This window comes from Lacinutrix venerupis (genome assembly GCF_001971745.1).
Taxonomy (GTDB): domain Bacteria; phylum Bacteroidota; class Bacteroidia; order Flavobacteriales; family Flavobacteriaceae; genus Lacinutrix; species Lacinutrix venerupis.
Genome location: NZ_CP019352.1, coordinates 1,138,824 through 1,159,322, shown reverse-complemented (window position 1 = coordinate 1,159,322; position 20,499 = coordinate 1,138,824). Strand labels below are relative to the sequence as shown.

Sequence of the window (20,499 nt, the reverse complement as noted above, 5' to 3'; positions counted from 1 at the left end):
CAAACACGTTGTAGGTAATTTAAAAAACGACCATCTGAATTGAATATTAGAAAAGCAATAGAAACTGATATTGACCAAGTTTGGGAAATATTCTCAAAAGTGATTGAAACTGGAGACACTTACGTATTCAATCCAAATACACCAAAAAGTGAATTAAAAAAGCATTGGTTTGCTGATTATATGGAAACTTATGTGATTGAAGAAAATGGACAAATACTCGGAACATATATCATTAAACCAAATCAAATTGATTTAGGAAACCACATTGCAAATTGCAGTTATATGGTAAACCCAAATTCTCACGGAAAAGGAATTGGAAAAAAACTTTGTGAACACTCTCTCAAAATAGCAAAGGAAAATCGATTTGAGGGAATTCAATTCAATATAGTAGTAAGTACGAATAAAGGAGCAGTTGAATTATGGAAAAAATACGGATTTGAAATAATTGGAACTACACCGAAAGGATATAGACACACTGAATTAGGATTGGTTGATACTTATATTATGTACAAGGATTTAAAGAAATAAAAAACTACCTACAACAACGTGTATAATTAATTGCTTTGGTCGTTGCTTATTTGGAAAATTCCTTCGGAATTTTCTCGCGTTCGTTTTTGTTTACTAAATTAGTTGCTCAAACACGCAACTAACCATACACAAGACCGTTATGTGCAATTACCAAAAATGATGAAAACAACACTAATATTGATTTTTACTATTCTATTTTTTACTTCGTGTAATGAAGTTGTTGAATATGAACAAAGTTTAAGTGACGAAGAACTTTATCCGAATTATGTAAAAGCAATAAAGAATGAAAGTACATTTCAAAATTTTCTTGTAGTTAAAGTTAAAAATTTGAATAATGGAGAAATTCGAGAATATTGCACGAAAGGAAACTTTTTGAAAGGAGCATTGCATAGAGAATTGAATTTAGGATATTCAAAAGACGGAATTATTAAAGTCTATAAAACTGCAATCGAAAATAAAGAAAGGTATTTTGAATTTAAAAACGATAGTGCAATTTGGAATATAAGTGCATTTGATAAATATTCTATGAAAGAACTGTCTGAATTTGAGAATCAAATCGGAATTGACTCACTCATATACAGAATCGAAAACGGAAAAGATTGGGGAATTACAATCTCGAATGATAAAGAAATGAAAATGGTCGCTCACTCTTTGTTTAATAAAGGAATTTTAACTGGAGAGAACAGTTGCTTTGGAGGAATGTTAACATTAGATAAATCAGAATAAAAACAGCACATAACAACGTGTATAATTCATTGCTAGTACTCGCCTACTTACGAAAATCCTCGCGGATTTTCTATTCGGTTTGTATTTGCTAATTTAGTTGCTGAAACACGCAACGAAATCATACACAAACACGTTGGGTTTAATGCAAAAAGTCATTGCAAAACCACAAGTTCAAGCTTAAAAACAGAAGTCCATTAAATCTGATTTCTAAAAATGTTCACGTGGAATTTGAGCCAATTACGGAAAATAAAACGGTGAACTTCTAGCAGGTTTACGGAATCGATACGCTGACAAAAATTACAACGGACTTTTGACTTGGTTTGCGCAGTAGAAATCTGAAAAAGAACAGATCGCTGAAATACACTTTTGCGGAATTTAGCCCGTTTGCGGATTTGAAAAATATTGCGGACTGAAAAAACAGCTGAATAAAATCTTACAAAAAAGCACTAAAACCCAACAACGCATAAAAAAAATTCCTATTTTGGGCTTGCATTGTGGTCGTTGCTTTGCTTGTTTGCATCTGATTTTCCTACGGAAAATCGCCGCGCACAAACACGCAACTTTTCTTATGCAAAACCGTTAGCTTTAATGCTCGAGCAAGTTTGCGGAATTAAAAAAGCTAGTTTATTTTTCTGTTTTTTTTTGAGTTTTAAGAAAGTAAAAACCGAAAAAACTATGTTGCCGAATTTTGAAAAACACGCTGTATAATCACTCAAACTCTGAATTTAATTACGTCTGACTTTATAGCTAGTTTGCGGAATTGAAAAGCGGAATTACTTACTCGAAATCTGACTTAAAAAAATCACGGAATTTGAGCAAGTTTGCGGAATGAAAATCAAGCTGAATAAAACATAAAACACGGAATTAAAAAGCCGACTGAAAAATAAAATAGAAACGTGAAAAACGCACTAAAAGCTAACAACGCATAAAAAAAATTCCTATTTTGGGCTTGCATAGTGGTCGTTGCTTTGCTTGTTTGCATCTGATTTTCCTACGGAAAATCGCCGCGCACAAACACGCAACTTTTCTTATGCAAAACCGTTGTAAAACATTTGACCAAACCAATGTAGCAGATAAAACAAAGGACTTTTCTCATATTAAATTCGGATTTCGAGGATAAGGAATTATACACAAACTGAATGGAAAAGAATATGAATTAAATTCTACGTGGATAAATGGAATTAGAATTCAGTTTGACGATTTGACAAATACTGGCTTAAACGAAAAGCAGAAAACCAAAATGTTTGCGGAAATTATTCAGTTCGTTAACCAAAAAGATAATGAAAAACCAATAATCTGTTATAATTCGGACTATAAAGACGCGGAATTATGGAAAAGACTCTCGACTGAATTTCGCTCTGAAATTAAAGATATAGAGATAAGTGATGTCGAAAAAGACAATATTGCGCTATATAAAAATATGTCGGAAGATTTAAAAACTGGAATGGCTGAAATCAATATTAGAGGTCTGAAATTAAAAACGGTTAAGGATTTAGACAAACATTGGAATAAAATAAAGTTTACAAAAGATAATGAATCAAATGAAAAAATTACCTTTTGGGACAAATAAAAAGCAAAACTGAATTAAAAAACGTTTTACAACACCGTATATAAAAAATTGCTGGTGTTGTACTAAAACAAAGGTCGTTGCACGTTTGCTACGTCTGATTTTCCTTCGGAAAATCCTCGCACGCAAACCCGCAACTTTCCATATACAAACACGTTGTACTACATTTAAGAAATGACCACCAGAGAAGAAAAAACCAAAAAACAAATAATCTACTTTCTGAGAAAGAAATTTTCTATGGAAGTCTCTAAAGGTGTTAGATTTGACTTAAGTAAGTATTTAATAATTGATAAAGGAGAATTCTTAAAAAACATATACACTTGGAAATTAACTGAGTTTGATTTAGAGACATACTTTCTTTCCATTCGAAATTCTTATAAAATTGAAATAGGTGGAACAGCAGGAGAATCAATGATAACAACAGATAAGGAAAGCCAACACAATGCTTTACTAATTAAAACTGATTTTCAAATCCCTCAATTAATAATTAGACCAGCTTATTTAAGAGAAAAAATAGCAAACATATTTTTGAATTTCGACATCAAATTAAATAACAGGAAAGAATTTAATAAAAAATATATTTTAGAATCCTCGACTGACAATAAAGAGTTAGAAAAGTTATTGACTAAAAATCTGACCGATGAATTAATAAGACATAATGGCTTTAGCTTAGAATTTAAAGACAACAGTATTTTATTGAAATTTGAAAAAGAATTTAATGAAAAGGATTCTGTAAATCTATTTGGAATTGGGAAAATAATAGAATCTGAAATAAAAAACGTAGTACAACACGGTGTATAATTAATTGCTTTTTATGTGCTTACTTGCGAAAATTCCTGCGGAATTTTCTCGGGTTCGTAAAAGTTTGCTAATTTAGTAGCTTAACCACGCAACTAACCATACACAAACACGTTAGGCATAATTAAAATGAAAGGAAATTCACCAGGAAATATAATTAAAGAATACCCACAAAGAGGACCTATTAAACAGTTCAGATTTGATAAGGTAGTTGCTTTTGAATGTTTTAGATGTGGTAAGCAAAAAAAATCAAAATTAATTACTATTTACGATGACAATTGGAATAAAAGAATGTGCAACGGTTGTTATGGTTTTCTGCTATCAATTTACGAAATAAAGGCTGGTACTAAATCTGAAAACGATAAAGTAACAGAACTTGCCAATATACTTTTCAAACTTGTTTCTAAAAATGAAATAAGAATTGCTTCAGAAAATTTAAAAATCAAGGATAACAGAAATAAACACTTGGAAGAACAATCAATAAGATTCCTCGCTTCAGCTGAACATCTTTCCGAGAAAGTAGGAATTGAATACTCTTTAGATTGGTCACCTCTTGTAATTGGATTATGTAAAGCTTTAGAGAACGAACTTGTCGCTAAACTTATAGTTCCATTAAAAGAATATTGCCTAAATTTAGATTTAGAAAATGACAAATTAGACAAAGATATTGGTCGTATCGCGAAGTATATAGTTTCAGATAATTCGAAACCACCAGAGATTGGAACTTTTAGTCACTTTCTTCAAACTGCTCTAAATTCAAAATCGAGAAGAGAAACCAGTAATTTAATTAAATCATTTTATGAATTTTTATCAGAATATTCTTTTTCAAACTGGATTTTAGATAAGGATGGACTACTAAAATCATTACAAATAGTATCAAAGGAATATCGAAATAAGGCAGCTCATATCGAAGAATTGAGTAAATCAGAATTTAATAACTGTAAAGAGTTATTAACAGGTGAGTCTGGTGTTATTTGGAAATTGAACAAAGCGATGAATTAACTATGCCTAACACCGTGTATAATTCATTGCTAGTACTCACCTACTTACGAAAATCCTCGCGGATTTTCTATTCGGTTTGTATTTGCTAAATTAGTTGCTGAAACAAGCAACGAAATCATACACAAACACGTTGTGTGTAATTTGAGAAATGACAAATCGAATAATAAATATCGTAATTTTCTTAATACTTATCTTGAGTATTTCAAGTTGTGCCAGTTTTTCAAAAGATGTCATTTCAACAAAATTAAATCCAAAGACTTATTCTGAATTAAAACAAATAGACGGAAAATATAAGATTTATGCTGACTCTGATTCATTGAGAACAAATATTTATGAAAATCTTGTTGGAATATGGTGGAATTCAGAGAAATATAAACTTGATTTAGATTCAAATAAAAAATATTTTGCGAAATTAAAGTTGATTAGTGAAAATGAATTAGAATTAAGTGTTTATGAAAACGAAGTTGAGATAAAAAGTGAGATAATAAAAGGAAAATTAAAAAATGGAATGTTTTATTTAAAGCAAAATTTAAGTGTTTCTGGTATACCATATGTTTTCGGAACATTTACGAATGACAAAAAACGCATTATATTAAAGAATAACTCAATACTAATAGAAAGAATAAAGCACGAATTTGGAGCAGTTGTAGTGATTTTTACGGCAGGATTTAAAAATGATAAAACATTGGAATTTAAACGAATAGAATAGAAAAAACTACACACAACACCGTATAAAATTAATTGCTGGTTTTAGCTTACTTACGAAAGTCCTCGCGGACTTTCTATCTGTGATATATTTGCTAAATTAGTTGCTTGCACAAGCAACTAATCTTATACAAAACCGTTGGCAGCAATAAAAACCACAACTTTACGTTAAAAATTAAAAAGCATCTAATTATGAAAACAAAACAAATTTTTTCTCGATTTATTTTATTTGTTGGATTATTTGCACTTATAATTTCTTGTACATCAGATGATAATTCTTCAAATTCGACTATTCAAAATCAAATCCAGAACACAGCACAATCCGGAACTTGGATAATTTCTAATTTTGTAGATTCTGGTAATGATGAAACTGAACACTTTTTATGTTATTCCTTCGATTTTAATTCTGACGGAACATTAGTTGCAACAAGCCAAAACAATACCTATAATGGAACTTGGAGTATTACGGACAGTAATAGCAATGATGATAGTTCAGATGACCTTGATTTTAATATTAATTTCAACCTTACTAACGAATTTGAGGACTTAAATGATGATTGGGATATTGTAAGTTATAATTCAACTTCAATATCACTAATTGATGTTAGTGGTGGAAATGGTGGAACTGATTATTTAACTTTTACAATAGGAACACCAAATAGTAATTGTACTTCTTCAACACAAACAACTATTCAAGACAATGTTGGAAGTGGAACTTGGAGAATAACGGAATTTATTGACTCTGGAATTGACGAAACAAATCATTTTACAGGTTACGATTTTACATTTAATAGCTCAGGAGTTCTAAATGCTAATAACGGAACAAATAACTATGATGGAACTTGGAGTATAACTGATAGTAATAGTACTGACGATAGTCAAGATGATTTAGACTTCAATATCAATTTCAATCTGACGAATGACTTTGAAGATTTAAACGATGATTGGGATTTTATATCTCAAACAGCAACTAAAATTGAATTAATTGACATTAGTGGTGGTAATGGTGGAACTGACTATCTAACATTTGAGAAAAACTAAATTACTGCTGCCAACAACGTGTATAATTAATTGCTTGGTTCAGGTCTACTCGGAAAATTCCTTCGGAATTTTCTCTGGCTCGTGAATGTTTACTAAATTAGTTGCTGAAACACGCAACTAACCATACACAAAACCGTTGGCAACAAGTTTAGAGCAACATTATGAAAATTGAAAGAACAATAGAAATTTTGGAAGCATTGGCTTCAGGATGTTCACCTCAAACTGGCGAGTTGATTGAAAATGACAGCGTCTTAAATGAAAGAGATGTAATACGAGCATTAGAAAAAGCAATTTCCGAATTGGAAAGAATTAATGGCTCTACTGAAAACCAACCTCAAAAAACTGAATTAAACATAAGTACAGAAGAGATTGACAAAACGATTAAGCTATTTCAAAGCGTTGAATATAATCCAACTTATAGTCGTTTAACACATTTCTTCTTAAAATCTAAAGAATTTGAATTCCCGGTTTTGAACTCAAATGAACTATATGGAAAATATTTTGGTTACTACACTAAACAAGATTTACAGAAATTTTTTAAGCATTATTTAATTGAAAACGGTTATTCACTTCACGGAAAAGTAAAAAAAGAAAGAAAACCGCAACCTTGGAAAGATGTTGACTTTTTCCAAAAAGATAAATTTAACAATCTGACAGAAAAAGCGATTGAACAATTAAAAAGCAAAATAAACGAAATCGGAATTTTAAAAACAGAGGATTTATCGGAATACATTGTTAATGCAAGAGTAAGACACTTTAGAGCCTACGAAAGTTGGTCAGATAAAGAAAAAGAATTACTCGAAAAAGCAATGGAATACACCAATGACCTTGAATTACTGTCAGAATGTTTCCAAAGAGGAATTGGCTCAATCGAATCTTGTGGAAAAAGATTAATTTATGAAAAAAAACCAGTTGCCAACAATGTATAACCGCAATTACGGCGGATTCGACTACGTCCGAATCCACTCGGAATTGCTAACGTCAGTGCTTAACCGAAAAATATTAACTTTAATCCCGTAACTGACGGTTATACTAAACCGTTAGCACACATATGAAAAAAAACTACATCATAACATTTATCTTTCTGATTTTAATAAAAGTCGGTTACTCTCAAGACTATGAAATTAAAACAAAAACCAAACAACTTATCGAAAGTAGAAGTATCTATTTAAATGGAGGTTTGAATGCAACTTTTGGCGGACAGTCAAGAACCTATTTGGAAGTAGATTTGCCACCAAATACAGTCAAGTGGTATTATAGTTTTTCGACTAAAAAAGGGAAGAGCGGAACACAAAATCTAAATTTAGCCATTCAATTAACTGGTATGATGTCTGACCCAAGCGGAATTACATCGAGTACGTTATCCGCTATAAAAGTGCCAGATGGAGTTGCTTCTGCGGACATTTATTTATGTGACCGACCGAATATTGACAAATTCTTATCTAAAAAGGATTTGTATGGAGGAAGTTACTCTTACAATATGGAAGGTTCTGCTCAAAGCACAAAACAAGCTGTCGTAGAAATTGATGACATCAGAACAGGGACAGTCTATTTAGGGCTAAAAAATCCAAGTACCAATAACGGAGTTAATATAAGTATTGAGGTTGTTGCCATAACGGAAACACAAGTGCCAATTGTAAAATCTGACAGTCAGCAAAAAGCCGAACTTTATGGTGGTTTAGGGTGGACAAATTTTGAGAATGGTAATTACGAAAAATGCATTGAATATTGCGACAAGGCAAATGCCGAATTTAAATTAGGTTGGGTACTTGCGAATAAGGGTTTAGCTCAACTAATGACTGACAAAGAAAGCGAGGCAATGGAAACATACATTGAGGCGATTACTCTAATTAAAAAACAACCAAATCCAAGTTATGTTTTTGGCGAGATGATTAAGGACATTGAAAATGCTAAAAAGTTAAATCCTGACTTGAATGGAGCGGATGAAATTAAACAACTGATTGAAATGCAACGTGGATAAACACGTGTGCTAACAACGTGTATAGCTCATTGCTGTTCAGTTGCTTAAACCGAAATTTAGGCGTATTTGGAAAGTCGCCAAATTTTTAAATTTGACGATTTCCAATAAAAAAGATAAATAGTAAAATTTAAAAATCTGGCTTGTGGCTCGACCGAAAATTAATCACTAATTTGCACGCAACGAGCCATACACAAGACCGTTGGTAAGTAATTACCTGCGGCACATAGAAACCGCGTTTAAAAAAACGCTCTATTTTCTATTAATTACTTACCAACGTCAGATGTAAATCGCGCCTTTCATTATTATTGGCTTTTTTATTAGGTTTTATGAGAACTCCACACAAAACTACTAACAACAAAGTCTATAGCGAATAAGGCGCGATTTATGGCTCTCCGTGAGGCACGCCTCACTACGCCATACACATCTGACGTTGTGCAAAACAAGGGCTAATTTTTTAAAGTCCGTAAATCTGATCTTTTTTCCAGACTATTTATTAAAAAAATTGTGCTACTTACCTACTCGTTTGTAGAGACTTTTCGGCATAAAACTGTAGAGACTAAATCGCATAGCTTTGGTTGGACTAAGTTTTATGTTATCTCTAAGTCTTGGTTAAAAAGCTAAATAAATGTAGAGAACTTATAGAGACTAAAAGGCATATCTTTTTTCTAGCTATCAAACTTCGATATGTTTTTCTTTATTAATATTTTGCTTTGCACAACCACGTATAAAAATAATTGCTATTTTTAGACTTAAACTAAGTACGTTGTGCTTTTGTCAACTTCTGATTTTCCTGCGGAAAATCCTCGTCGACAAAAACGCAACTATTATTATACAAAACCGTTAGGCACAAGCTGAACTCACTCAAATGGAATTGAATGAATAGAAAAATTTTCATACTAATATTCGGAATGTTAATTCTATCTTCTTGTAAGAAAGAAAAGCAACAAAAAGAATTAATAAAAGAAACCTATTTTCAAAATGTTAGTGTAATAGAATCATTTGTAAGGTTTGAAAAGGACACAATTTATGGAGATGATTTATATGACGCTATCTCTTTTTTAGAAAACTTAACAAATATTAAATGTAGTACTTCGGAATCATATGATCCTATTATAGAACCAACTGAAGAAAATATTAGCGATTGGAAGAAATGGTATGAATTGAATAAAACATTTTTAGAATATAGTGATGAGAAAAAAGTCTATCTGGATAAACAGCCGAATTGAATGATAGCTAAAAATAATTCAAAAGTAAACTGAACGGAAAAAGCCAGTGCCTAACAACGTATATAAAAAATTGCTTATTTTAGGCTCAACAAAAGGTCGTTGCACGTTTGCTACGTCTGAATTTCCTTCGGAAATTCCTCGCACGCAAACACGCAACTTTCCATATACAACAACGTTGCCCACAATTTGACAAACTCATGAACTATCTGAAAATTAGTGAAGATTATCCGAAAAGTTGCAAGAAATTTATCAATTGGGTTTCATCTAATTTTGATGAAAATAGAAGTTTAGATTTGTTTTACTATAATTTTTTTTTACGAGAAAATTGGTTGGAGGTTCAAAGAGGGTATTCTACACACTCATTTGTAGTTACGAAATTGAATTTTAAAAAATTTTTATCACCTCGATTTTTTGAAATTAATGAAAATCAATTAACTTTTCCTGTAGAAAAAGAAGAAGATTATTATTATTTGTTCGAATGTATGGAAATTTTAATTACAAATAATCAAATATAATGAACCATAGCATTCTTGCAAAACACCTTCATAATCTTGGACTAAACATTACTTGTATAACCAATTATATAACAGAACATAATTTTTATGATGCCAATATCCTAAAAGGAGCATATCACGAATGGAAACATCTTAAAGAGTCAAGACAATCCATAGAAGAATTAAAAGAATATGATTGGGATAATTCAGTAGGAATTGGAACAATAGCAGGCTTTGAAAATTTACACGTTTTAGATATTGATGGTTGTACAAATTACAACTTCATAGAAGATTTATTAATTATTTTGGGCTTACCAAAACATTATGAATGGGTTGTGAAAACAGGAAGTTTAGACGGTTATCATATTTACTTTTATTCAGAACTACTTGATATATTAGAAGAAGACCAAGTTGCATCTTCATATCCACCGAATTTGGATAATACAGGCTTATTTGAGAAAATAGAAATACTTTGGCGAACTCACATTGTTCTACCAAACTCACTACATAAGTCTGGTTCAAAATACAGTTTTACTAATTGTAAGTTCCCAAAAGAAAAACCTGTTCTTATAGACATAAATAAGTTTAAAATCATTGAAAGTCTATTTTTAAATATTTCAGAAATAGAAAGAAAAAAAGTTTATTTTTCACTATCAAAAGAGAAGCATAGAAATATTAAACAACCCAATAAAGACATAAATTTAGTTGACCTTTCATTGATTGAGGAAAAACTATTTTTCCTTTTTGACATTGAAACAGATGGATTAATTGAAAACTATAATTTTCCAAAAATTGTTCAAATATCTTGGATGATAATGGACACAAAAGGTATTATTTATAAAAAAAATACTGAATTAGTAAATTCTAATTTTAATATTGAATCAGAAGCATTTAAAATAAATAAACTTAATCCAGATATAATAAAAAAAATTGGAAAAGAACCTTCAGAAATTTATTTAGATATTACTTATGATTTAAAGCATTGTGAGTTTATTTCAGCTCATAACTTAAAATTTGATTTATCCATTTTAGAAAACGAATTTGAGAATCATCAAATTGATTTCAACTTTAATAGTTTGACTCAATTTTGCACAATGGAATTTGGAACTAAGCTTTTGTCTAATGAACAAAATCCTGATGCAAAATTTCCGAAAATGACAGAACTATACGAACATCTATTTAATCATAAAGTAAAACAATTTCATAATGCAAATACAGATGTAACAATTCTTGCAAAATGTATTAAGGAATTATTATTTAAAGGAAAAATAGAACATTTGAAAAATAAACAATAAAAAACTGTGGGCAACACCGTATATAATTTATTACTAGTTCTAGCCTACTTACGAAAATCCTCGCGGATTTTCTATTCGGTTTGTATTTGCTAAATTAGGCGCTTAAAACACGCAACAAACCATATACAACAACGTTGCCAAGCATTGTGCGGAACGCACTCTTAACCGAAAAAAGTCTAGTTTATTTTCGATTTTTTTTAGAATATTAAGAAAGGAAAAACAGAAAAACCTGCATCGGAATTTCAAAAAATCGCATTGAATTATTAATCAAATAAAGAATGAAATCACGGCTGAATTTTTAGCTCGATTAAGGAATTTAAATCTGAACTGTTTGCTGAATTTAGCCTGTTTCGGAATTGTTTGCTCAAGCGGAACTGAAAAGCGGATTACGGAATAAATTACTAATTCCCACTCTGAAAAACGGACAAAAGAAAAATATACTCAATTGAATAATCTGAACTCTGAAATAAATCAACGACTTGGCAACAACGTGTATAAAAAATTGCTATTTTAGTGCTTAATAAAAGGGAGTTGCGTATTTGCACACAGCTGATTTTCCTTCGGAAAATCCCAGCGCACAAACAACGCAACTTTCCATACACAAACACGTTGTAAGTAATTTGACAAGACAGTGTTCCATTCAAAAATATCATAACAATAAATAAACATTATATGAATATTGACAACATCAAAAATGATGGTTTTTTTATCAAACAATATTATGAAAACGCTGAAAATATAGGAATCCTAACTTTAACTATTTCTTTAAAATCTTACTTTTCTACTTATAATAGTATAAAAAATAACTTTAGCTTTTTAAAAAATGATAATTCTGAAGAAAATCAACAACATATTTATAATGCTAGCTACATAAAGAATGCTTCTGAATCTATCTTTCATATTCAACATTATTTAGAACTATACGTTAAAGAAATTTTAAAAAAAGAATCAAACATCCGTAAAATAGACAGATTGGGATTCTCTGTTGCATACGATAAACTATGTAAACTAATAAAAGAAAAAGGACTGGTTAAATATAAATTTATATCTGATGCTAAAACCTGGATTACTTATATAAATACTTATAGAAATAAGATAGCTCATAGCGGTGTATATGTGATTAAATATTCAGCACTTGATTACCTTTTTGGAAAATATATTTTACCTTTCCTAAAAAAAGTATTTAAAGAGGAGTCTAAAGAAAGTAGGTTTTCTTATTTGCAATTCAAATCAAAAAACGAAAACAAAAACATCCTTAATGAATTAATTAATCATTTCAAAAATGAACAGTATAATATATCTAAAACAGCTTTATTGAAAGAATTTGGTAGAGCGAGTTTTGAGAACCCAAACTTTCATAAGTTATTTGATGATAAATATAAAGAAACAGAAAAGGCAAATGAATTTGCTAGAATAAACATTAACTCAAAAATAATTGATTGCCCAATATGTGAATATAAATCACTTATTCAAGAATTCGATTACATTGAAGAGTTCGATGAAAATGGAGCAACAGGTAATGACTTCCCTTCTGTATATAAAGTTAAATGTAATACTTGTTCGTTAGAGGTATATCATAACTTAGACAATACTGAATCAATGAATTTAGATTTGAATAATTTATTTATACTAAAAGAATAAAAACTACTTACAACACCGTATATAATTTATTGCTAGTTCTAGCCTAGTTACGAAAATCCTCGCGGATTTTCTATTCGGTTTTTATTTGTTAACTTAGTGCTTAAACACGCAACAAACCATATACAAACACGTTAGCAACAAGATAAAAAAATATGAAAATATGTTTCATTTGGATAGACAGATATAGAAACTTTAAAGATTTTGGATTTAATTTATCTAGTTCTATAAAGTTTAAATTTGACCAAAAAGATAATTTGCTAATTAAAAAAGATATTGATGATTTACCAAATGATTTTTTTGGAAATCAGATTGTAGATGTTGTAGGTGTAATTGGCAAAAATGGATCAGGAAAAAGTAATGCCATTGAGCTAATTTGCAATGCCTTAAAAAATCCTAAAACTACAATTCAATCTGATTTCTTAATAATAACTGAATCTAATAATTCATATACTTGTCATTACTCGTTCAATAACAGAAACAAACCGAAAGCGAAATTTAAAATTGAATTAAAAGACTATGATGGAAGTATTAACCCTCTAAAAGTAGTGTTTTTCTCAAACGTTTTTGATGAAAGAAGAAATGATTTTGGTTCTGATATTACTGATATATCTGTTAATAATTTGTATAACAGGAATATGCTTTTCAGAAGAAATAAGGTAACCGATTTTGAAAAACAAGTCAGGTTAATTAACTCAAAAATATTTAGCTCTTTAAATATTGATATCCCAGAAAAAATTCAATTTACGAGTAAGGTTTGGAGAAACAGATTTAACTCTTCTATGGAAAGAAATTTATATCGAGAAGGGTACTCAAATATCAAAGACTTTCAAAAATTTTATAGAGATAGATTAAGAGAAATAAAACCAGAGAATAAGTTCATTCATTTATTGAGATTTGGTTATTTCTTTGAAATTATCTACCAGATATCAAGGCAAAGTAGAACAAATTATAATCTTTATGATAAACTACTCAAAGACATAAACGATTTTATAAGTGAGATGTTTAAATTGAGAACAGAGGAGATCTCTGAAAACTTAATTCTATTTTTAGAAAGAAACCTTATTAAAAGTTATGATGGACAGTTTTCTCTTTTTTCAGATATTAAAAGCGAAAGAACAAAGACGTCAACTATCAAAAACCTCGAATCTCAACTTCATTTCCTAAAAACTATAAAACGCGATTTAGATTTTTTGAATTTAGAATATAGTGTTGAAGGTTCTGGTAGCAGAGCATTGGAATATTTTACTTTCGATTATAATTCAATTAAAGCTAAAAATTTTATTAATGAGTTTATATCACTATTTGCAACTATAAATATTTTTGATGTTAACTGGTTAGGAATTAGTTCAGGTCACAAAGCTTATATTAATTTATTTGCTTCATTATTTCAAGAATTAAAATTTTCACGAACTTACAATTTACTTTTATGTATAGATGAAGGTGATTTATATTTACATCCAAAATGGCAAATTGAATTCTTTGACAAATTATTAAATGTTCTTCCAAATATTTATTCAGGAAATATTCAACTTATACTCTCATCGCATTCACCCTTTTTATTGTCAGATCTTCCAAACCAGAACATTACAATTCTTGATAAAAATTTCGAAAACTCATCAATTGATGGAATAGATTTGCCCATTAATACTTTCGGGGGAAATCTTTATGACTTATACGCCGAACCATTTTTTTTGGATAATAAAAGAACAAGTGATTTTGCGTATAAAAAAACAAAAGAAATTATCAGCATTGTAGAATCAGGAGGCTTGAATAAAAAGAAAAGTTCAGAATTATTAAAAGTTATTGAATTGATAGGTGACGACATTATTAAGTATCGACTAAAAAATCAACTATCAGAATGATTACGATTCAAGAACATTTAAATGTTTCGGATCCAAATAAATTTCTTTCAAAAATTGCAGAAAATCATTGGAAAGAGTTGAATCCCAAATATAAATCGAGAAATGAATATAAAACTAATTCATTAATAAAAAAATGTAAGAAATTTTACATTCAATCAAACACTTCATCATATATTAAAAAATATGCTCAAGGTTCTAAAAGTACTGCAAAACGCCATCGAGCATTATTTAATTTTTTAAAGAAAAATAATTGTTATGAACTAAAAAAAATCATTCTTGCAAAACCAAATGATTTTAATAAAATAAATAATAAAATTTTTCAATTAATAAAAGAAGAAGATATTTATTTAACTAAAGGAGCGAGAATTTCTCAAACAGAATTTGGAAAATTGATTTCTAATGAACTTTTAAATTATAAAGCGTTTAGATCTTCTCAATATTGCACAATTTTATATTCTAAATTGAATTTTACAGATGCAACTTGTCCATATTGTAATGATAGAAAAGTGGAAATTGTAAAACGAAATAGTCACAAAAAACTTACTATTAACAACATAGCTTATTTTGATTTAGATCATTTTTATCCAAAATCTCAAAATCCTTTTTTTGCTCTTTCATTTTTTAATTTAATTCCTTCTTGCCATATATGTAATTCACCAGAAAAAGGAGATAAACCATATAATATTGATACGCACTTACATCCATATTCAGAAGCTTTTGAAGATTTCTATACCTTTAAAATATCCTTGAAAGTTCTTTTAGGAGACTCTATAGATGAATTAACTTTTCAAGTAAAAAAGATAAAACCTAACGACAAAACAATTGATGATTTAAACTTAATTAATAGATACAAAAACAGGCTTTTAACCACAGAAAAATTAGTCAGATTTTATTTAAATAATTATAAAAAAGTAAGTACAACAGATGAAATTGAAAATTTTGCAAAAATGTTTTTCGAATTAAAAGAAATTCCAAAAAAAAGAAATGAAATCTTATCAATTGAAAATGGTAAATTATTTAGAGACATTCTTAAACAGATAGATTCTTTAAATTTACTGAAAATTTGATTTTATTAATTTAGAAAATCCTGTTGCTAACAACGTGTATAATTAATTGCTTTGGTAAGTGCTTATTTGGAAAATTCCTTCGGAATTTTCTCGCGTTCGTTTTTGTTTACTAAATTAGTTGCTGAAACACGCAACTAACCATACACAAAACCGTTACCACACATATGAGAAAACCGCTAACCACAATATTTACGTTTTTAGTTTTGTCTTTAATTTTCTGGAATTGTAAGCAAGAAAAAGTCATTTCTGAAACTGAATTTGGACAAGTTGTTTTCTATGAAATATTTCCTTCGGTTTTAGATTCTATCTATTACGACAAGCGAATGACTCCGCCTCCACCACCTCCACCTGAATTTTTCGAAAAAAAAGAATATGATAATAGCAATTTAGATAAAGTAATATCTGACTACAAAAAGAGTGATAAGTTTATAAAAGATAAAATCAATTGGGAAAATAAAAAAGATTCTCTAAACCAAGACTCAACACCTATCTATTTGGCAGTTTCTGATTCAGTAACAAGCTTCGAAAGAGAAGATATGTATGAATTAGTCAAACATTTTAAAAACAAAAACATAGTTTTAGATTCAAAAAATATTGAATTAAAAAATGGTTACAAAATAGATTTAAACAAATTAGAATCTAACAACAAAAAAATCAAATTCAAATATCAATCGGAATTCCCAAAAGGACGTGAATTCTGGAGAACTGAATATGACTTTTACGTTGGTGCGAAGATTGGGTTTAGCAGAATCTTATTTGACAAAAGCAAATCTTACGGAATTCTAAATGGAGGATTTGGAATGGGAATTCTAAACGGAAGTGGCTTTCGGATTTTTATTAGAAAAAATGACAAAGGAAATTGGATTATTGATAAAATTATTGATACTTGGATTTCATAAAAAATACGTCTGGTAACATCGTGTATAAAAAATTGCTATTTTTAGCTTAACCAATGTGAGTTGCTTTGCTTGTTAGCTTCTGATTTTCCTTCGGAAAATCCTCGCACACGAGCACGCAACTTTCCATTCACATAACCGTTGGCAAACATTAAAAATTGACAACTACAATTAATATATATCAGTCTTTTATTAAACCTCTAAATAGAGATAGTGAAAACCTTAAAAAAGAATTCACAAGGTCTCAAAGAGCTTTAAAAAACTTAGAACCAATTGAACTTAAAGTTAATGAGACATTAACTTCAGTAATGGAGGTTGAAGAATTAGAAAAATTACCTGATAACTTAGAAACTACTTGGGGAATACATAAAAGATATCAAAGAGAAGAAATAGTTTATCATTTTAAAATTAAAGTTTCATATGAAAAGCAATATTTCGAAGACCTTGAGAAAGAATATGGAATAAACTCTAATGATTTTTTCAAAAGTGAAATTTTACCAGATAAGTTGGAAAAACGTTTCTATGATTTTCTAATGATTCTAAATATATGTAGAGTTGGAGGCTTTCATTTTGGGATTGGCTTTTTCGATTTAGGAGATGGTTATAAACAATTAAAAAAAATGAATTTATATACCACTGAGTTATTTGATTATTCAATTGAGAAAAAATGGCCGAAATTTGAGAATTTAGGAATTCGAAAAACGTGGAATTGGTTTATTACTATTTTAAACCCAGTAGATATAGATGAATTAAGTTCTACAGATTTAAGCAGAGCCTTTAATGCGTTCTCATATTTATATGAAGAATCTGAGGAAATAAATAAACTATTTTGGACAATGGTAGGAATCGAAGCTATCTACGTTAAAGGCAAAGAAGGAATTTCTCAACAGATTAAAGAAAAAGGGCAATTATTTTTAGGTGAGATTGAAGAATTTAAAAAACGTCTAACAAAAATGTATGATTATAGATCATCATTTATTCACGGAAGTAAAAATTTCCCAAGTTTCTTTCATATTGATGATGCCATATATAGTTATGAAAATTTTAATACTGAATTATTTGAAATATTATTTACAGCTGAATCAATGCTAATAGCTACAATTCAGAAAATTGCTAAAGAGAACAGACAAAGATTGAATTTTAAATATGTAATAGATTAAAACGATTTGCCAACACCGTATATAATTTATTGCTAGTTCTAGCCTACTTACGAAAATCCTCGCGGATTTTCTATTCGGTTTTTATTTGCTAAATTAGGTGCTTAAACACGCCACTAATCATACACAAACACGTTAGCCACAAGTTGAATGAACCTATTAACTAAAAGACCACACATTGTTTTTCTTTTATTTGCAGTAATCACTTTTATACTCGGATTTAATGCAAATGGAGGAATTGATATAAATATTCACGACACATATTACGTAATGAGTAATTATCATTTCGCAACGCTGATTTCAATTCTTTTCGGAACAATTGGACTGATATATTGGATTGTGAAAAAAGTGAACGGAAACCTCTCTAAACGTCTGAATTTGATTCACGTTGCGCTAACTTTTGGCGGAATTTTTCTGATTCTAATTTTAAACGAATTTTTCCGAAAGTCAATTATGGAATATGATTTTAATGAAAACTTGACATTGGTAATTTATTTGATTTCAGCTATTGTGATTTTCGGACAAATTATATTTCCGATTAATATAATAAGCGGAATAATAAGAAAACAGAATAAAACCAGTGGCTAACAACGTATATAAAAAATTGCTTATTTTAGGCTAAACATAAGGTCGTTGCACGTTTGCTACGTCTGAATTTCCTTCGGAAATTCCTCGCACGCAAACACACAACTATTCTTATACAAACACGTTACCATACATTTGAGAAAACCGATGAACAAAACAAACTTGATTACTAAAATTAAAACTGAACCAAATATTAGAAACCGATTTGTTGCTGGATTAGTGGATTATATTATAATTTACACTGTAACTTTCATTTTGATTTATGCAATTGGCGAACCGAATGACGAAGGTGGATATTCATTAAACGGTTTACCTGCTCTAATACCTATTATTTTTTGGCTGATTATGACTGTTGGACTTGAAATTGGTTTCGGAGCAACACTCGGAAATTTATTAGTCGGATTAAAAGCGATTCCGAAAAACGGAACAAAACGCAAACTGACTTTTGGAGAATCTTTCAAAAGACATTTACTTGACCCAATTGATATGTTCTTTTTTGGATTAGTCGGAATTATAACAATTAAAAATACGGATTTGAATCAAAGAGTTGGAGACTTATGGGCGAAAACTATTGTTGTACCTATAAAATCTCAAACGGAATTAAAATAGGAATAATTAAAAGTGAAATAAAAACGTATGGTAACACCGTGCATATTTAATTTCTTGATTCTTCACTACTTGCGAAAATTCCTTCGGAATTTTCTATACATAAATATGCATACCAAACAAAAAACATCAACATTCAAGTTGTTATGTAAATAAATTATTAAGTACGTGTTATGATTACATTATAACAAATCAAACTTTATTTTTTAAAAAGCTATTACAGTAAATTTGGCTATTTAGATAATTAAAATGGCTTACTTACTAATAGCAGTTCTCTCTCAAGTATTAATAATTACTTTTCTTTTTAACAAAGACATTTTAAAAAAAAATAATGAACGCTACATTTGGTTTATTATTGCTATTGGTGCATTTATCATCCTTTTAAAATTTCTATTTTTAGTTTTAGATGCTAATATGTTGTACAAAATGTATTCGCCTGCTATAGCTATTGCATCGGCATCTTTACTTTATTTATACGTTCACAACGAACTTAATAACCAACAAGGTTTTAATTTAAAAAAATTATATCATTTAATACCTACCTTAATTCTAACCATTGTATTTATATTAATTGGAGCAGTTATTTTATTTAAAAACGACTACAGTTTAATAATCCCTTACAAAAAAATATACAACGTAGTTTTATTTAGTTCGTATTTAACTTACCATCCTTATATTTTGTTTTTAATTACTATAAAACACAAAAATAAACATCTAAAATGGTTGGTAATTCCATTAATTTTATGGATTACAGCTAATTTAATTGGTTTTTTAAACAAGGCTTTTAACGTACCAATACACATAAATTACTTTTTACTATTAAATATTTCAGGATTTTTAGTTTTTATTGTCCAGTTTTTTAAACTAAAATATAATTCTAAAGTTAACGAAACTGTTAACAGTATTACCAACAAACCTAAAACTGCTAAATACGAAAAATCGTCTTTAAAAATTGAAGACACCAACGAAATCCTAAACAAACTATCTAACCACATGAAGGCTAAAAAACCTTTTTTAGATAACGCGTTTTCTTTAAGTCTACTTTCAAAACAAGTTAATATATCTAAGCATCATATTACAGAGGTATTAAATACTACGCTTCAAAAAAACTTTTTTCTGTTTGTTAACGAATATAAAATTGAGGAAGCAAAAAAAATCATGCAGAAAAATAATAAAGAAAAGCTTCAAACAGTTGCACACTTATCTGGTTTCAATTCTAAAACCACATTTATAAAATACTTTAAGCAAATTGAAGGTATCACACCATCAGAATACCGTAAAAAAAACGCTTAATTCACATTAAAAAGAGTCGAAACAAACAG

20 protein-coding genes are annotated in these 20,499 nt (G+C 29.3%); all 20 read left to right on the top strand.

The window, feature by feature from the left end; all coding sequences use genetic code 11:
- Positions 1-39 precede the first annotated feature (39 nt).
- The 20 genes from BWR22_RS05225 to BWR22_RS05125 all read left to right on the top strand — a co-directional run bounded on the left by BWR22_RS05225 (position 40) and on the right by BWR22_RS05125 (position 20,470).
- Positions 40-528 (top strand): GNAT family N-acetyltransferase, encoded by a 489-nt coding sequence (locus BWR22_RS05225; protein WP_076732363.1) that lies wholly within the window; start codon positions 40-42, stop codon positions 526-528.
- A 156-nt stretch (positions 529-684) separates the two neighbouring features.
- Complete coding sequence (locus BWR22_RS05220; protein ID WP_156875570.1) at positions 685-1,254, top strand: hypothetical protein; 570 nt, start codon at positions 685-687, stop codon at positions 1,252-1,254.
- Between the two features lie 1,201 nt (positions 1,255-2,455).
- Complete coding sequence (locus BWR22_RS05210; RefSeq protein ID WP_076732360.1) at positions 2,456-2,824, top strand: hypothetical protein; 369 nt, start codon at positions 2,456-2,458, stop codon at positions 2,822-2,824.
- Positions 2,825-2,995: 171 nt separating this feature from the next.
- Positions 2,996-3,622 (top strand): hypothetical protein, encoded by a 627-nt coding sequence (locus tag BWR22_RS05205; protein ID WP_076732359.1) that lies wholly within the window; start codon positions 2,996-2,998, stop codon positions 3,620-3,622.
- Positions 3,623-3,748: 126 nt separating this feature from the next.
- A complete protein-coding gene (locus tag BWR22_RS05200; protein WP_076732358.1) occupies positions 3,749-4,621 on the top strand; it encodes a hypothetical protein in 873 nt (290 codons plus the stop codon).
- A gap of 148 nt (positions 4,622-4,769) precedes the next feature.
- Positions 4,770-5,330 (top strand): hypothetical protein, encoded by a 561-nt coding sequence (locus BWR22_RS05195; protein WP_076732357.1) that lies wholly within the window; start codon positions 4,770-4,772, stop codon positions 5,328-5,330.
- A gap of 188 nt (positions 5,331-5,518) precedes the next feature.
- Complete coding sequence (locus BWR22_RS14460; RefSeq protein WP_241828231.1) at positions 5,519-6,367, top strand: hypothetical protein; 849 nt, start codon at positions 5,519-5,521, stop codon at positions 6,365-6,367.
- Positions 6,368-6,528: 161 nt separating this feature from the next.
- Complete coding sequence (locus BWR22_RS05185; RefSeq protein ID WP_076732356.1) at positions 6,529-7,296, top strand: hypothetical protein; 768 nt, start codon at positions 6,529-6,531, stop codon at positions 7,294-7,296.
- A gap of 122 nt (positions 7,297-7,418) precedes the next feature.
- Positions 7,419-8,348, top strand: a complete 930-nt coding sequence (locus tag BWR22_RS05180) for a tetratricopeptide repeat protein (RefSeq protein ID WP_076732355.1) — start codon at positions 7,419-7,421, stop codon at positions 8,346-8,348.
- An 875-nt stretch (positions 8,349-9,223) separates the two neighbouring features.
- Positions 9,224-9,574, top strand: a complete 351-nt coding sequence (locus tag BWR22_RS05175) for a hypothetical protein (RefSeq protein ID WP_156875569.1) — start codon at positions 9,224-9,226, stop codon at positions 9,572-9,574.
- Positions 9,575-9,771: 197 nt separating this feature from the next.
- On the top strand, positions 9,772-10,089 hold the full coding sequence (locus tag BWR22_RS05170; protein ID WP_076732353.1) for a hypothetical protein: 318 nt from the start codon (positions 9,772-9,774) through the stop codon (positions 10,087-10,089).
- Positions 10,089-11,363 carry a bifunctional DNA primase/polymerase gene (locus BWR22_RS05165; protein ID WP_076732352.1) on the top strand — a complete coding sequence of 425 codons (1,275 nt, stop codon included), beginning with the start codon at positions 10,089-10,091 and terminating at the stop codon, positions 11,361-11,363. Before BWR22_RS05170 ends, BWR22_RS05165 begins: the two co-directional genes overlap by 1 nt.
- Before the next feature lie 672 nt (positions 11,364-12,035).
- The gene (locus tag BWR22_RS05160) at positions 12,036-13,004 is read left to right on the top strand and encodes a hypothetical protein (RefSeq protein ID WP_076732351.1); all 969 of its coding nucleotides are present in this window, start codon (positions 12,036-12,038) and stop codon (positions 13,002-13,004) included.
- A 152-nt stretch (positions 13,005-13,156) separates the two neighbouring features.
- On the top strand, positions 13,157-14,866 hold the full coding sequence (locus BWR22_RS05155; RefSeq protein ID WP_076732350.1) for an AAA family ATPase: 1,710 nt from the start codon (positions 13,157-13,159) through the stop codon (positions 14,864-14,866).
- Positions 14,863-15,933, top strand: coding sequence for an HNH endonuclease family protein (locus BWR22_RS05150; RefSeq protein WP_076732349.1), 1,071 nt, complete (start codon positions 14,863-14,865; stop codon positions 15,931-15,933). The genes BWR22_RS05155 and BWR22_RS05150 overlap by 4 nt, the downstream gene beginning before the upstream one ends.
- A 164-nt stretch (positions 15,934-16,097) precedes the next feature.
- Positions 16,098-16,832, top strand: a complete 735-nt coding sequence (locus BWR22_RS05145; protein ID WP_076732348.1) for a hypothetical protein — start codon at positions 16,098-16,100, stop codon at positions 16,830-16,832.
- 155 nt (positions 16,833-16,987) lie between these two features.
- The gene (locus tag BWR22_RS05140; RefSeq protein ID WP_076732347.1) at positions 16,988-17,989 is read left to right on the top strand and encodes a HEPN domain-containing protein; all 1,002 of its coding nucleotides are present in this window, start codon (positions 16,988-16,990) and stop codon (positions 17,987-17,989) included.
- Positions 17,990-18,136: 147 nt separating this feature from the next.
- Positions 18,137-18,574 (top strand): cbb3-type cytochrome c oxidase subunit I, encoded by a 438-nt coding sequence (locus BWR22_RS14505; RefSeq protein WP_076732346.1) that lies wholly within the window; start codon positions 18,137-18,139, stop codon positions 18,572-18,574.
- Positions 18,575-18,718: 144 nt separating this feature from the next.
- Positions 18,719-19,180 carry an RDD family protein gene (locus BWR22_RS05130; RefSeq protein ID WP_076732345.1) on the top strand — a complete coding sequence of 154 codons (462 nt, stop codon included), beginning with the start codon at positions 18,719-18,721 and terminating at the stop codon, positions 19,178-19,180.
- A gap of 246 nt (positions 19,181-19,426) precedes the next feature.
- Complete coding sequence (locus BWR22_RS05125; RefSeq protein WP_076732344.1) at positions 19,427-20,470, top strand: helix-turn-helix domain-containing protein; 1,044 nt, start codon at positions 19,427-19,429, stop codon at positions 20,468-20,470.
- The last annotated feature ends 29 nt before the right edge of the window (positions 20,471-20,499 follow it).